The 15,534-nt window shown below is 49.4% G+C and carries 13 protein-coding genes; 7 read left to right on the top strand and 6 right to left on the bottom strand.

Translation table 11 applies throughout. From position 1 onward, the window contains the following. Positions 1-480 precede the first annotated feature (480 nt). Entirely contained in the window at positions 481-939 is a 459-nt protein-coding gene (locus GCU44_RS19120; protein ID WP_154858722.1) for a DUF305 domain-containing protein, read from the top strand. Between the two features lie 6 nt (positions 940-945). After that, positions 946-1,467, top strand: coding sequence for a DUF421 domain-containing protein (locus tag GCU44_RS19115; RefSeq protein WP_154858720.1), 522 nt, complete (start codon positions 946-948; stop codon positions 1,465-1,467). 338 nt (positions 1,468-1,805) lie between these two features. On the opposite strand, the gene GCU44_RS19110 is transcribed toward GCU44_RS19115, so the two are convergent. Continuing rightward, entirely contained in the window at positions 1,806-2,537 is a 732-nt protein-coding gene (locus tag GCU44_RS19110) for a collagen-like triple helix repeat-containing protein (RefSeq protein WP_154858718.1), read from the bottom strand. A 165-nt stretch (positions 2,538-2,702) separates the two neighbouring features. On the opposite strand from GCU44_RS19110, the gene GCU44_RS19105 reads away from it, so the two are divergent. Next, a complete protein-coding gene (locus GCU44_RS19105) occupies positions 2,703-2,867 on the top strand; it encodes a hypothetical protein (RefSeq protein WP_154858716.1) in 165 nt (54 codons plus the stop codon). Positions 2,868-3,092: 225 nt separating this feature from the next. Here GCU44_RS19105 and GCU44_RS19100 read toward each other — a convergent pair whose 3' ends face one another. From GCU44_RS19100 to GCU44_RS19080, 5 genes are all read right to left on the bottom strand, one after another. Beyond that, positions 3,093-3,479, bottom strand: coding sequence for a hypothetical protein (locus GCU44_RS19100; RefSeq protein WP_154858714.1), 387 nt, complete (start codon positions 3,477-3,479; stop codon positions 3,093-3,095). Position 3,480: 1 nt separating this feature from the next. After that, on the bottom strand, positions 3,481-4,098 hold the full coding sequence (locus tag GCU44_RS19095) for a hypothetical protein (RefSeq protein ID WP_154858712.1): 618 nt from the start codon (positions 4,096-4,098) through the stop codon (positions 3,481-3,483). Positions 4,099-4,257: 159 nt separating this feature from the next. Beyond that, on the bottom strand, positions 4,258-4,776 hold the full coding sequence (locus GCU44_RS19090) for a hypothetical protein (RefSeq protein WP_154858710.1): 519 nt from the start codon (positions 4,774-4,776) through the stop codon (positions 4,258-4,260). 14 nt (positions 4,777-4,790) lie between these two features. Then, positions 4,791-8,909, bottom strand: a complete 4,119-nt coding sequence (locus GCU44_RS19085) for a DUF6443 domain-containing protein (RefSeq protein ID WP_154858708.1) — start codon at positions 8,907-8,909, stop codon at positions 4,791-4,793. Beyond that, the gene (locus GCU44_RS19080; protein ID WP_154858706.1) at positions 8,906-12,394 is read right to left on the bottom strand and encodes a carbohydrate binding domain-containing protein; all 3,489 of its coding nucleotides are present in this window, start codon (positions 12,392-12,394) and stop codon (positions 8,906-8,908) included. The genes GCU44_RS19085 and GCU44_RS19080 overlap by 4 nt, the downstream gene beginning before the upstream one ends. A 252-nt stretch (positions 12,395-12,646) precedes the next feature. Here GCU44_RS19080 and GCU44_RS19075 point away from each other — a divergent pair, with 252 nt between their 5' ends. The 4 genes from GCU44_RS19075 (at position 12,647) to GCU44_RS23020 (ending at position 15,503) form a co-directional block, all read left to right on the top strand. Continuing rightward, a complete protein-coding gene (locus GCU44_RS19075; protein ID WP_154858704.1) occupies positions 12,647-12,817 on the top strand; it encodes a hypothetical protein in 171 nt (56 codons plus the stop codon). Positions 12,818-13,947: 1,130 nt separating this feature from the next. Continuing rightward, complete coding sequence (locus tag GCU44_RS19070; RefSeq protein ID WP_154858702.1) at positions 13,948-14,166, top strand: hypothetical protein; 219 nt, start codon at positions 13,948-13,950, stop codon at positions 14,164-14,166. 381 nt (positions 14,167-14,547) lie between these two features. Continuing rightward, on the top strand, positions 14,548-14,895 hold the full coding sequence (locus GCU44_RS19065; protein ID WP_154858700.1) for a PadR family transcriptional regulator: 348 nt from the start codon (positions 14,548-14,550) through the stop codon (positions 14,893-14,895). Continuing rightward, positions 14,892-15,503, top strand: coding sequence for a hypothetical protein (locus tag GCU44_RS23020; RefSeq protein ID WP_161993981.1), 612 nt, complete (start codon positions 14,892-14,894; stop codon positions 15,501-15,503). Before GCU44_RS19065 ends, GCU44_RS23020 begins: the two co-directional genes overlap by 4 nt. The last annotated feature ends 31 nt before the right edge of the window (positions 15,504-15,534 follow it).

Genomic DNA, 15,534 nt, shown 5'->3' with positions numbered 1-15,534 from the left:
TTTTTTCAAACCACAATATACCGCTCATCAAAAAAATATACCTATAATTTTTTATTTTATATAAAAAAAATTGGTGCGCCCGGTCCCAAATGGAAGGAACAGGATCGGGTTATCAACCGGATGATCCCAGGTAGCTCGCTGGCACCGGTATTCGTTTTCTTGCAGTTGGAGGATTGGGTTTAGGGCACTGATAATCCTTGGATTATCCCGTTCGAACGGGCAGGGGAGTTGGCGGCGATCCGAGGTTGGCAGCGTCCGGCTGCAGTGGGAAGGGCTTGCTGCAGGAGGAGGATTTTGCGGAAACCGGCTGCTGATTTTCTTTTGCCTTGCCAAATGATAGCCTACCGTTCGTACTTGTTTCTATACGTTATATTGATTATTTTATACGGTTGATTTTTTTGAGTTTTTTATGGGCGGATGCCGTCGCTTGCTTATCGGCCTGCTTTTTGTTTGTTTGAACACAGACCAAAAGTGTTTCCTATGAAAAAATCACCCTATACCACCTTCGTTTTGATGCTGGCCTGTTCGGCCCTTTCCATGTACGTCACCATGTACTTCAATACCTACGCGATCAGTCATGTCTTTTTTAGCTGGACCCGGATGTACATGACGCTGATCGGCATTGGCGGCATGGCGATCATCATGTTTTTGTTTATGCGAAAGATGTATGCCAACAAGAAAAAAAATGTGGCCGTGATCCTGTGCAGCCTGTTGCTGATGGCAAGTGCCACCTTTTTGGTACGGCAGCAGGTACCCATTGCGGATGTGAAATGGATGCGGGCGATGATACCGCATCATTCCATTGCCATCCTGACCAGCAAGCGGGCAGACCTGCAAGATCCCGAAGTGAGGCAGCTTGCCGATGAAATCATCAAGGCCCAGGAGCGGGAAATCGCCGAGATGAAGGCGATGATCAAACGATTGGAAAATAAGGAATAGGAAAGCATGGAAACTAGTTGGTTTGATAACTGGGAAAGCCTGATCCGGACGATTTGCTTGACAACACTGGGATACGCCGCTATGGTGCTAATTTTACGGATTTCGGGCAAGAGAACCTTATCCAAAATGAATGCCTTTGATTTTATCGTTACCATTGCCCTGGGCTCCTGCCTGGCGACTGTGGCGTTGAATAAAAATGTCCCTCTGGCCGACGGAGTGACGGCTATTATTCTATTTATAGGCTTTCAGTTTTTGTTGACCTGGCTGTCTGTCCGGATAAAGACCATTAAAAAATTAATTACCAGTAGTCCTTCCTTACTGTTTTATAAGGGAGAATTTTTATATCCGGCGATGAAAAAGGAGCGAATCACCGTTGAGGAAATCTATAGCAAAGGCCGGCAAGAAGGTATCGCCACTTTGGACGAGGTCGATATGATCGTTTTAGAAACTACCGGTGATATCACCCTCATTAAAAAGGCAGTGGGAGGCAAGAAACCGACCTATGAAGACGTTAAGGTTGGCACCTGAAACAGCTCCTTTTTCGCAGATTAAAAGCTTCTGGCGTTGAAGGGCTATTGTTCCGGACTCTGACGAATAGGCGGTTTCATCAATTATCTTACAAAGGGCAAAAGGATCCGTACCGGCAATGGCAGCAGGTAAGCGGAAAGGACCTTCATGCGTTTTTTTCTGTTTTCATGTAGGAGAGCCTCATTTGGGTTCGTTCCCAAATCCAGCAATAAAAGCTAACGGTATCTAACCTGGTTTCGAGTCCGACCCGCCACCGCTTTCAGGCAGATCAGGTCAGCCCGCCACCCAAGCCAGTTGCCCGTTGCACGTTTTCCAAAGGCTGTCGTTCGGAAAAACCGCTACTTTTCCAAAAGCCCTTCGGTGGCCAGATAGGCTTCCAGCGCTTCCAGATCGGTAACGTCCACCCGGGCATTTGCCATGCGCGCCATGACCGATCCACTGATGATGACATAGCGCAGGGTATTGGTGGGCACCGTCCAGTTCCGGATGTCGGGCATGGTGCCCTCGGTATTTCGGGTAAAATAAAAGTTAACCGTGAAGGTATTCAGGCTAAAGCCACTGGTATAATTGGCGGTATAAATTTGATTTAGGTGTCGGTAGGTATAGGGCAAACTGGTCCATTGACTCGGCTCGAAAGCCAATCCCAGGGGCACGCGGATGTAGGACAGGACCATGCCGTTGTCTATAATGTCCGCCGTAATATCGGGATCGGTGATCCGTGCAATTTTTGCCGGAAAAAAGAAAAGGGTATTGTTGGAATGCCTGGCTGAGAGGTAATCATCGGTATAGCTCTCATTGGCGATGGTGACGGTTTTTATCCGGACATTGGCATTTCCGTCGGCCCCGTCTTGTCCGGGCTCTCCTTTTTCTCCCTGAGTGCCGGCCTGTCCGTCCTCACCGGGGATTCCCTGCTCGCCCTGTTCACCCGGAGGACCTTGTTCCCCTTGTTCCCCCTGCGGTCCTTGATCGCCCGGAGGGCCTTCGGGGCCTTCCAGCAAACTACAGCCGGCCACCAGGAAAGCCAGCAAAAGCAGGTAAATACGGGGGAGGGAAAATAGCGTCGGCTTCATGGCGAATAAAGATTGGATTACCTAAACGGGAAAGCTGGATTTTATCCAAACAATATAGGGTAAACTTTTATACAATACAAAATATATTTTTTCAGTAGCTAAAAAACATAGAATAAGACTTGGTTTTAACGGAGTATGAAAGGTATTTGTTAGGTATATCTTAGGATGCGCGACCATGCGCCTTCTCCCAAAGAACTTCAGGATAGGTTTACCGGCTTTACCGACGGTTTGCTGGCCGATGAGGTACATTGCAAGCAGGCAGCGGCCGAATGTATCGCCAGCCGCTACTACCGGATATTGGAAAATGTGCTGGAAGTAAAAAACGAGTAAGCCAAACCAACGCCCCGCCCCACAACAAAAGGGCTTGCCTTGTGCAAAGGGAATGCATCGTAACGCTTTTGGGTAGGCCGGGAGAAAATCCAAAAGCCTAAAAAAACAGAACTTTTCCTGTGCACGGTCGCCAACTGCAACCTTGCGAATCCAGAGCTGCCAGACACTAGCGATCAATCCAGTCAGCGAAGGAGAAGTTGCTTCGCTAACTGGATGGATTGCATGTCAATTTTCTCTTGGGCGCTTTTTTAAAAACGCCGGTATCTCCTCCCAGCCTTCATAGGGAGCTTTCAGCGTGTCGGGGACGGGATAGTCCCAGAGGATTCGGCTTTTTTTTATATCCTTTATCGGGACTTCGATAAGGTAGTTTTTGCTTACTATTTTATTTGTCCCTAAATAATTTGAAGCTTTATTCCTTTTTCCATAATAATCAAAAATAAAATCAATAGACGTTCCCTGTCCATAAATTCGATAAGTCTTTTCTAATTCTCCGACAACATAGTTTTTTTCAAAAGCATTATATCTGTTTTCATACCATTGATTTCCGAAATATACAGCCAGTAGTACGAGTACTATCTTTATTGCGGTTATAAATTTAGATTTTCTGTTCATTTCACTGTTGTATTTTCATTGCTTCACCAACTAACACTCTAGAATATCCGTTAATGGAAGAGACAAGTTTTATTACACTTTTATTTATTTCAGAAATATCCAGCAATTGATTAAAACTACGATTGTATCCCCCGATTCCCATATCTATTGTTGTTTCGTAGATTGACTTTTTATTGCCTATGCCAAAGGATGTAGAGAATCCTTGATCTGGTTTAATATCAATTAAGGCACTACTTATGAATCCCCATTTCCCAAACAATCCTGCAAATCCAATATCGGCAATATCCACGCCTGATAAATTGCTCCTAAAAATCAAGTTTGCTCCCATCTGCAATCCTGCCTCCATTCCCATTCGTTGAACTACCCGGCCACCCAGTCCCTCGACCATTCCCCTAACCAAAGCCGGGGAAGCGGCGGCTGCTACCATGCTGCCGCTAATGCCATAGGTAACCATTTTGCCAATCCCGTCTAAATACCGGCTGTTTCTGGATGCCAGCGCTTCCGATTCGCTGAAGTGTAATTTCCTCCCCCGCTGGTACAAGTCCAGGGCGGCCTGCAGCCCTTCCCGGTAGGCCGTTTGCCCCAGGTTGCGGTAAACGGGGTTCCGACTCTGACGCATAAGCTGTAGTTGGGACTCCAACATCATCCGGTTACTATGGTTCGGATTGGCGCTTACCGTCACTAACGGGAGCCGAGATTCAGGAAAGCCTATGAAGAATGTTGAGCGTATCCGGAACAGGATTAGCATTTATATCATAGCCTTGCTTATGCTTTTCCATTAAGGAAGCGGCGGTAAAAGGCTGAAACTATAAATAACCAAGGCAATTGTACTGGCTACAAATGCTAGAGACAATACCCCATATTTTCTTTTTTCCTGCTTTGATCGTTTATCAAATTTTTTAAAGTATTTTATGTATTTTTCATTTTGAAAAACAAATAGATAGCTAATGAAGTAAGCCCAAGCAAAGCAGAAAACGAACGGATGCCAGGAAAAATTTAAAGGATAACCCAATAATCTATTCACAAATAGAAAGCTCGCCCAAATCACGAAAAAAAGAAATACGGTCAACGCTGCACCAGATATCATTATCCCGAATCCATATCGTCTATCTGTCCAAAACTTGTTTCCAAATTCTTTTAAGCTCGTGCCTTGTTCTCTAAAATTCCTTTCCACTGACGGAATTTTTCCTATAAGCAAAAATGGATTTATTTTATTGGATAGTAGGTGAATCTTATAATCCATTTTATATATGCAGTAATGTACAATATTTAACCAAAGTTCTATTTTTGCCATCATTGTTGCTTTTTTTATCACCAATATTTAGCTTTATGAAGTTGATCAATTGCGGCCTTGCTAGCAAACTCGCCTAAATAACTTCCTCCCATTCCTAATCCAAAACCACCAATTACACCACCGATTACAGCACCAGGAATTGCTCCCGCCCCTCCAAAGAAAGAACCTGCTGCCCCTCCAATCAATACACCTGCTTTAGCTCCTGCTAATCCTCCCAATATACTTCCTGCACTTCCGGCAGCCGCCCTCTGGGTATTATAGCCAAATTCTTCTCCGTCAACTTGATATGCTTTTAAGGTTAAATAAAAACCAATCCCTAATGATCCAATTAAAGTAGCCTTGCCCGCCAATCTATATGATCTTGCTGCTTGTAAAGCTCCAGCTCTACTTCCAGAATACTGGTTTCCGCCCCACTTGACCGAATAATATTTTTCGTTTTTGCCAAGCCATAAACCCTGACTTGTTGCCAGTCCCTCAAATCCTCCATAAATGCCCCCTCCAATAGTCAATGCGAGGTTTACACGACCGAGATCGGGCCCATTATTTTCTAACCTTGAGGCCTCAACATTAACTCCGTCAAGTATTCCCCCATCTCGCGTCCATTGCCCATTTCCAAACGTATATTCCGTACCTCCACGTGTCTCATACACCTGCCCGTCAATCGGATTTTTCACCTCTTCTTCACATTCAGGACATCTCCCATCGGGGTCATTGTACCTGACCGGGTTGTTCCACATGGCAGCATAGGGAGATTTATCCAATTGTTTTTGGTGATCGGATAAAGGGTCAACTGTCGTCCATCGTCCAACAGTTGGCTCATAAAGTCTCGCACCAAAATCATATAGATTAAGCCTAGCGTCAGAGATTAATTCTTTACCATTGAATCCGTACCTACTCTCCTGCCGATCTTCCATCCGGTATTCCAGCCCGCTAAGCGCCAGCCCCCAGGGGTCGTAGTGGTCTTCCTGCACCACCAGCGGACTCAGGGTCTGTACCCGGAAGTCGTCAAACCAGACATCGGTCTCGGTCTCGTTTACCAAAAAGGCTTCCATATACCCATCCTTTTCAATATAAAAATTTACCTCCAGAAATTCGTGTTTTCCGGCCGCTTTTTTTGACAAGGCCCTTTTTCCCTGGCGGTAGAGTTTTCCTTCGCTATCGTATAGCGCGTACAACAGATAGGCCTCGGGTACCGGTTTGCGCTGGAGCGAGTGAATCAGCAGGTCCGCCAGCGAAAGCCAAAGCACCGGGTTACCGGCTGCCGCAGGAGCATTTCTAAATTCGGTCAGGCGGTCGAGCAGCTGGGTTTTGGCGCCACTGGCGATAAAGGTCTCCGGCTTTACCGACAAGCCTCGCCTATCCCGGTATTTGCCGCGGACCGAAAGGAGTACCTGCTCGCCAATTGCAACCTCTTGTCTCCTGGCAGGACCGAGAATTCTCCCCCGGCCGGCATTCAGCCAGGCCGAATGGCTGCCTCCGGGCGTGCTATTGTGTTCGACACCGGATTGGCGGGTTTGGTGTATGCCTTCAAAGTTTTTGGTTTCCTGGCTGCTTCGTGCCGGTTCCATGCTGGCCGTTACCGTGGAAGATACCGGTTTTCTGAGAACCTGACGGACATTCCCCAGGTGGTCGCGGACAAAAAGCTCGGGCACCCATTTTCCGTGTTCCCAAACCGACCGGCCTTCCGGATGCAGCAGCTCCCTGGGCGTACCATTGATCACTACCAGGTCCCCTACCTGGTCGGTACGCTGTACCGGTTTTCCGGGTTTTTCCAGCTTCCGGTAGAGCAGCTGTCCTTCCGCCGAATAGGCGAATTGTAGTTTTTCACCGGAGTCCATTACCATCTCTTGGGGAAGATCCAGGTGGTTGTAGCGAATACGTTGGATGCCTTTATAGGGATCGGCCGTTAGGTTGCCGTTGGCGTCGTACTGGTAATTTCCCCGAGCAGGAGCGGCGCTAAAATCCCTTGCGGCAAAGCCGGCATCGGGTACGGCATCGCTGATGCCTTGCAGTTGATTGCTATGGGGCGCATAGTGGTAGCGGAGTCGGTCCACTTCCCCAAAGCTGTTTTCCCCCTGTCGGTTGCTACGGGTAAGGGATAGGAGGTTGCCATTGGTATCGTAGCGCATATCCCGCAGGTTGTACCGTCCGTTTTCGGGTGTTTTTCCCGGAACGGTATAGCTAGCGCCTGCGAGGCGGCCGGCTGGATCGTAGCCAAACCGGTAGCTTCGGCGTTGTTGGTCGCGTCCGCTCCAGGCCATTTCGGAGATGTTGCCATTGTACGAAGGCCGCGGGCCGGTCTCGTAAGACAGGTACAGGGAAAACAAACCAGGGTAGGGGCTTTCGGGCCGGAGGGCCGTGGTCCATCCCCGAATATGCCGCTGGTAGTGGAATGGGGCCAGGCCACCTGGGTTCGTTGCTTCCAATTGCCCGGTCAACCCGTAGGAATAGGAGGCCAGCAGGGTTTCCGGCTGCTCCCCCATGCGCCGGTACACTGCGCTGAGGTAGCCTTCGGGACTATAGCGGAACCGATCGGTATATTCCAAGGACACCGCACCCCGAAGTTGGGTTTTTGTTTCGAGGGGCCTGCTTGTGAAGTCGTATTTGAATGACGTTTCGATTTGCCCGCCCAGGTGGTTTTCCGATAGGGTAAGCACTTCCCGGCCCCGCTCGTCGTAATACACAGCGGATTCCATTAACTGGCCGGAAGCCATATTTTTCACCAGTTTTCCCGTGAGTAGTCCGGAAGCGGGAAGGGAGCTGATGCCGATTCCTTTTTCCCGAAATGCTTTTTTGCTGTATCGGTAGTCGTCGTAAAAGCTTTGGCTAAGAATCTCGCCCGCTTCCCGGGGGAAGGTTTTGGGAGGAAGCGATTTCTCCGGCGAAAGCTTTATGCCGGTAGGCGTCGTCCGGGCGCTTTGTGTGGGAAACAAAAATCCGGGTTTCAGTTCAGGAGGCTGAACGGTCGGGAACTGTTCCTGCCAGTTAAAGGAGGCTGTAGGACTGGTTTGTCCGAGCTGGGGCATGCGGGTTTCGGGTTTGGCGGGTAGGTGCCGAAGACTCTCCGCATCCAATTGGTTTTGCAGGGGCCCTCTGTTTCTGCTGTCGGAAACCAGGCCTGTCTGTACGGGACGGTTGTGTGCGTCGTAGTTTGTGTACCGCCATTTGCCGGCCAGTTTCAGGTTTCCGTCCTGATGGCCCACCAGCCGGTCGCGGTGGTCGTAGAGGAATTCTTCTCCTGCTTTTCCCGGGCTTTTCTTTTCGATCAACCGTTTTTTGCCGTCAAAGCGGTAGCGGAAATACAGGCCATCGACCAACCGGAGTTCCCGGGACCGCTGCCAGTTTCCGGCCAGGATTTCCACTGCTTTGGGAGGAAGCACCACCCGTAAATCGCCCGGTAGGTCATATACGTAATAGGTACAGAGCCATCCCGCGTGTGCCGCTGAAGGTTTGGGTGAAGCCTGGGTCTTTTTCAGGATTACCCGATCGAGTTTATCGGTGTACGTCAGGCTGCGCATACCTTCCTCGTCGGTGATCGTGTGGACCCATAGCTCGCCTGCTGCGTAGGCTTCCTTGGTCAAGGGCAGGCCGTCACTAGCTACGGTCCAGATGCGGACCTGTTCATCGGCCCGATTGGGTCGTTCGTGAAACCTTGTTTCCCGTCCGGACCCCGGTCGCCAGGCCTTCCCGGGAGGGGATACGGTATGCGGGGATAGAAGTGGCGAAGGCTGGTAAACGATTTCCCGATAGCCAAACGGGTCTCCGGAATGGGTTTGCCTGTAGTAAGCAGCATGTTCGTTTTCAAAATCCGGACGGAAGGCGCCGGGTGTCGTCACCGCTGCAGGCGAATAGGGTAGGTATTCCCGGTCGGGTCTGCCGAAGCTATCGTAATGCAGTGGCTGTACCATGTCTCCACCTCCGGGAGAGGCGCCCTGTTCGACGGCTTGTAGTTCCCGGCCCAGTCCGTCGAAATACAGGATGGACTGCTTGAGGGAAGGGGAGTTCGGTAATGCGGATATTGCATTTACCGGCATTTCCGGGCGAATGGTCCGAATGCTGTTTTCCTGGGCAACGGACTGCTTCCCAAGCCAGAAAAATACCGGAAGTAGGGTTAGGTAAATAGAAGAGGTTTTCATGGTTTTGCCTGTTTTTGGGTTTGAAAAGTATAGAGGTAGTGTTCCAAAACATCCCGATCCGCGTTGCGGATGGTCGCCAGGCGGCCCATGCCATCGTAGTCGTAGTAGTGGGTGTAGTGACGCTGATCGGTTCTACTACTCATCCCGAGCAAAGGTTCATGGGTAAAAGTCTCCATAAATGCGTCTTTGGGATGAAGCCGTACTTCATCTACCAGCACTCCCTGTCCGGTAATGGCAATCCGGGATGTAGTAATTTCCCGTTGGATCAACTGCCAATCATCCGTTAACACTTCCGTTTTGCCCATAAAGGACCAGCTTCCGGACATGCTTTTACTTGCTTTCTTAGCCCAAAAAGAAAGTAGGAAAATACGGTTTTTTGAAGCCGGGATACCGGTTTTGCTGATGGGTCCCGAACCCAAGTGGTACTGTTTTTGCCCTGTTTTGCCCTGTTCTGTGGCTTGAGGGTCTCCACTGAAGGTCCATCCGCCCATGTCTTCCGTTTCGAAGGAAGTATAGGCAATCTCTTCGGCGGCTGCATTATGCACGGCCGCCGCCATCCAGTTTCCCTGCTCAAACCAAAGAAAGCTTTGCCTTGGGCCGGTTCGCGGTTTTTGCTCCAGGATATTACCGAAGCGATCGTACGATAAAACCCTGAGGTCTTCGTACTCGGATTGGCCCGCATGCTTTTTCAAAAGCGCAGCTGGCAATAGTCTCCCGTGGTACCTTTGCAATTGTACCTGTTCTTGTTCGAGCAGCTGCCCGCCCGCTTTTCTACGTTGGGCCAGGGTGGGGACAATTCGGTTGGCTTCGATCAGGTCGGTGAGTACTGACGGATCTCGGGAGGCATTTAGGGATGCGGGCAGGTTGAACGGATAGTAATATTCTTCTTCGATGCTGTTGTTTGTAGCGATTACACGAGTCGTTTTTGTGGGTAAAAGGTAGTTTTTGTCATAGGTTAGGATGCTGGTTTTTTCAAAAGAAGCCCCCGTCTGGCTATCGTAGCGGATCTCCTTTATTTCAACGCGGGGATTCCAGACGGTGGTGTTGAAGTATTTCAAATAACGGACGTCCCGACATCCGCCAGGCCCGTATCCCATGCAGAAAAATTTAAAGTTTTCGTGAGAAACCCGTTCCGATGGTTGGTAGGTGTAGACCTTTTCCAAGGATTTTTGAAAACTGTCTCCGGTTTGCACATAATAAACTTCCGCTTTAGGAACACCCCGTTTGGCAGCGGCGCTCCTGACGATGCCAAAGGGGGAGGAGTAGCTGGATTGATCTGGAAAATCCGCTGGGGACAGGTACCGGTAATCCGTACGCAGGATTTCCCCCGCTTTGTTTTTCCGGATCTCTTTGACGTTGCCATAGCCAAAGAAATCCGCGTTTACCGACAAGGGAACCTGGGAATACGACCGTAATTCAAATTTCAGGCATGCTTCCAGAATGATATCGTTCCTAGTTGGTACCCTTCTCTCGAACGTATTAAAAATGATGAAATCGTATTTCGGGAAGGTTGCCAATGAACCGGAGGATTGGTTGGTTTCGGGCTGCTCGTAATGATATTCTACCGTTTCGGTTTGGTTGCCAAAATCTTTGGTGATCGACTTTACCCGCAATCCTCCGGTACTCACCTCTATACGCCCGGTTTCTTCCTGTTTCGGAGGATTTCTTCGTCCGAAAACCGTGGCGGACAGTCCGGCAGCCAGTCGCGATGGGCCATCCAGGTGCAGTTCGTAACGGGTTCCTGCTTTCAGCCAGACGTTACCGGAGACGGCACCGTCCTGGATGGTATTCGAAAGCAGACTTATAAAGGACCTGTCCGCAGGGGAGTACAGGTATACGTCCACGGAGCCTCGGCAATCTCTGTCTCGTCCGTCGCAATCCACCCTGCCGCTTAGTTGAACGCTGTACCTGATCAACTTGAGCGTATCCAGGTCGGATTCCTGCGGTTCCACCTGAAAGAAGGCTTTCCTACGTTGGCTGTTTACCGATACGGCATAGGTTGGTTGATCCGCCTCCAGGGTTACCGGACTAAAAAAATTGTAGTATTCGCCCGAATGAACCAGCGCGGTATTGCTTTCCATTTCATAGCTTACACTGCCTCCGGTGGGGTAGGAAACCTTCTTCAAGGTACCGGTCAGCGCGTACTCCGGAACGACCAGCCGGTTGGCATTCGCTTTTCGAAACCTCATGTACTGGGGGATCAGGCTCTCGTTAATTGCTCCATTGTAGAAACCCCAATGGTCCTGGGAATTGGAAAAAAAATGGGGCAAGACATTACCATGGTATTCAAAACGATAATCCAAGAAAGGATTCGTCGTGTTTTCTGTAACCAGTACGAGACGAAGTCTTTTCGTGGGCGTCGCTTTCTTTATAGCGTCCGGTAGGTGGGTGTATTTCGAAGACAGGTTGGACTGGTAGTAATCGTGATCAAACACAAATGATTTGATTAACCTACCCCGATTATTGATCACTTTGATCCCGGCTAGTCGATTGGAACTGGCATCCTTCCGGTCATTTTTACTTTCAATGAGGACTTCGCCCAATCCAAAGCGAATCGACTGCAGCTGTTTTCCCCGAACGGTTACCTCGGTAAAGGCATCGGTAATTCGGTCGTTTCCGCAGATGTATTCGCCGGTAGTTCCTGTTAGGAAATAGGAAGCGGATTGAGAAGAACGTGTATAGTAGGAGGCTGTGTAGGGTGCATAGCTGAAGCGTATCTCCCTCCCGTTATAAGTGATGATTTTACTTAGGTGCCAGGCCGAGTAGTAGTTGGAACGGTACGGCACCGTCCTGTGCTTGGAGAAATCTTCTGTAATGGTTCGCTCCAGGTCTTCGAATATGTAGCGGTTTCCGTTTCCGTCCCATACGTTCCAGCGAACGATGTCCCGGTTTACCTGTTCAAATTGAATCTTTAAATAGCTGGCGCTTAGAAAGGATACGGTGCCATCTTTTCCAAGGACAAATTTCCCAGCGTAATTGCCAAAGGCGAAGTGAAAGATATCCTGCTCAAAATCGATGGTTCCGTTCTGCGAGCGGTGGTAATAATCCATCCTTTCGGCAGTCGAGAGTCGATCGAATGCTACTTCGTGCTTGGTATAGCCACTGCCCGATCCCGTTTGCTCGTCCGGAAGGCCCTTTAGGGTTCGGCTGATGCTTCCTCCGGCATTCAGCGCCCATCCCAGTCCGGCCCATCCCGCTCTTTCTTCGACTCGGATTCCTCCGGCGTGGTACTGCAAGGCAATCGGTAGTTCCAGGTCCTGTTCCACAAGTGTATAGAGCGGTAGTTGGATATCCGGTATCCCGGAATAGTGGGATACCCGGGTATCGGCAAATTTGGCCAGGGCGCTTACTTCGGGAGAAGGCGGGATGACCTGCGCCCGGAAGGTCATATCCTGGGCACTTGTGAACGCATACAGCGTACCGAATAGAAGGGATAGAGAAAAACGTCTCCACCCGCGTTGGTTGCATTTGTAGACTGTTTTCATGGCAAAAAGCGTAGCGGTTTAAAAAGGGTTGTTGTTTCCGGTCAAGTGCCGGAATGTTCGTTTTATAAAGGTGTGTTTTCTTCCTGCTCCGGGCGTCACTCGGCAGAGGTATTCCCGGATAGTAACCCTTCCGTCACGATCGTTGGCAGCAGTGGGGTAGTACCGCTGGTATGGATGGATACCTTTACTGCCTGCCGGATGCGGCGGAAGACAAAAAACCGAAGCGAAGATTAAAACCAATGTGCAGGTTGCATGAAACCGGCGTTTCGGCCGGAGTTGGCATACGATCGCAACGGGGGGCTTGTGGTGCCCTGGCGGGAACCTGCCTTGCAAAGCCCTGGTGTCGGGCTGCGATTAAGACGGGGGCATGCCGGGTCCTCCCCGTGTGTGGGTTCCGGAGCCCTCCGCTTGGGAAGGGGCTGATTCCGTTGCTTTGCGGCGCCATGCGGTACGGTTGGGGTGGGCCGGGCTTTTGTCGGCCGGCTTGTCATGGGATGTGTGGCAGTGGTCCGAAATCAGGCGGGGCCAGATTTTTTTCGGAGCGGATAGGGTTCCCAGCCAAAGGCATGGGAGAGCTTCCGGTGCGCTTAAAAAAGGTTTCATACGCAAAAGGCGTTCGTAGGGTAAACACGTAGAAATGCCAAATTCCTGTTTACAGCGGAGACACAAGCTCGATGAAACGAAAACCTTTAAGCACTGCGGTGTAATCGACATTCAAAAAGTCACCAGGGACTGAAACGACACCTAAAGGTTGGTAAATTGGTAGATTTGTTTTTGAAAAAAGCTGTTTACCGTCAACAGTTTTCGGCGTTGAAGTTGATTGAAAAACCTTTTTGTTACAACAGCAAAAAGATGTCTGCATCAAAAAGGACCCCTGACAAAACACGATGTCAGCAACGAAAACGAGAATAAACCGGTCAACGGTAGTATTGACCGTTTATGGAAGTGAATTTAGTAATTTTTTGTAACGATCCAAATTTTTTTATGGATAAATTGTTGCTTAGGTGGAAATTTTGCGAGGTGGTAGCAATTTTGCCGCCTTTCGTGCGATGGAAGGAATGGGAATAGGGAAGAAACGATTCCGCCAAAAGCCGCTTATTGGATACAAACGGAATTTTTGGGTAAATGAGTAGATCGCTTCTAGATGGTGTGCCTCCGGTTTTTATCGTCCGTTCCGGCGCGTCCGATCGCTATCTCGGTCGGCAGCTATTGTTTTTCCCATGGGAGACAGGATCTTCGTGGAAATCGAGGCAGCAGTATATTCCGCAGCAACTACCCCCACCGGTAAAATCGCCGTCCGATACTCCCCCCATCCGATTGAAGTAGCAACTATTTCGAAAACGCGTTGCGTCTAACAGGAAAATTTTGCTAGTTTTAATGGACCTTTGTTTGTGGGAAAGGAGGGTAGGCATGGGGCGGCGGTAACCCGGAGGCACGCGCGGTACCTGCAGGTCGCCCGGAATGCCGGTACAGGGGCGCTGCGTTGCGGCGTTTGTTCCGTTCTCCCTACTTCCCCCTTCGGCAAAGGCCTTAACTAAAAACAGACGATTCCTATGAAAACAGTTGGATTAATCCTTGGCGTACTGGCCGCCTTGGGTATGTTGCTGGGATTTATTCCGCTTTTGGGCTGGTTTAATTGGATCAATATCCCTTTCGCCATTATCGGCTTGATCATTAGTGCGATCGGAAAATCCAACGAAGGCATGGTGCTCTGCGGTATCGCCGTGTTGGTGGGAATTATCCGATTGGTCCTGGGAGGAGGGATCCTGTAAAAAGGCGATCGGTTGGAAACAGCACCTATCCGGAAAAATCGGAAGCTTCGGATAAAGCGGCGGGAGTAAAACCGGGTAAAAAAGCGAGTTAACATCAAGCTACCAAACCGAAAAGAACGTTTTTGGGAATAAATGCTTTCCGCATTCTTTGGGAAGTCTTTGCCGCGTATACATGAGTGCGAAGTCCTTCATTGAAACCGGTCACCGTTTCCTTTCCATTTCTTCCGAAGAAAACGATGTCTTCAAAATTTAGGTGCATTTTCTGCTACGGATTTCACATTACCGACTAAATCCCCGTATTGCCTGGACGCATTTTTGAGAGGGTGTAAAAAAACCTTACCTTTTATGTTGATACATCGGAATATGATGTATATTTGCCCTATGTATTCAAAAGAATTGTTAAAAGGCACCCTGGGGGTGATTATTTTAAAACTCCTGGAAGAAAACGGAAAAATGTACGGATACGAAATCTGCCAGAAAGTAAAGGGCATTTCGGACGGTAAAATCCTGATCAAAGACGGCAGCCTCTACCCGATCCTGCACAAGCTGCTCCAAGAGGGCATGGTTACCACCGAGGAAGTCGCCTTGGGAAAACGGGTACGCAAGTACTATACCCTGACACCCAAAGGCAAAGGTGAGCAGAAAATGGCCGTGCGGGAGTTGGCCGACTTTATGGGCACGCTACACAAAATCATCTTTACCGACACGAAAACCACTCCAGCCGTATGATTTCCGAGCAACAACTAACCATCATCAGCCGGGCCATTCGGCACAGTGAAATTGCCGACAAAGCATTGCAGGATGACCTGATCGACCATTTTTGTTGCGTTGTAGAGGCGGAAATGCAAAGCGGGCAATCCTTTGAAAACGCCTTTAAAGCCGCGTATGCGCAAATCACGCCCAATGGATTTGGAGAAATACAGCAGGAAACGCTTTATCTACGCAACCATAAAAAGCGCCTGCTCCTAAGCCAATGCACCTTCCTCTCAGGCTATGTGTTTGCCCTTTCGGCTACCCTCGGTGCCTTTTTTAAAATCATGTATTTGCCGGGGGCTACTTCCTTACTGTATGCGGGTATGTTGGGTTTTGCCTTTGTTTTCCTGCCCTTGTTATTGGTCACCAAACTCAAAAACAGGCTGTTTTTACACCTTTCCGGAAAACTACAATGGCTGTTGGGTTCCCTGACTGGTATGGTATTGATTGCGGCATGCCTTTTCAAATTACTCCATTTACAAGGGGCCGGTCTGCTGCTGGGGCTGGGCTTTTTGCTCTTTGGCCTGGGCTTTCTCCCCTTTTTCTTCTTCCGAATGTTTCAAGCAAGTCAGGCAGCAACCTAATACCTGCCTGGATTCCTTCCTTCGTAGAAAA

Source organism: Cyclobacterium xiamenense (genome assembly GCF_009467825.1).
Taxonomy (GTDB): Bacteria; Bacteroidota; Bacteroidia; order Cytophagales; family Cyclobacteriaceae; genus Cyclobacterium; species Cyclobacterium xiamenense.
Note: the sequence above shows the minus strand (reverse complement) of the source record. Positions and strands in the feature narration are given on the sequence as shown.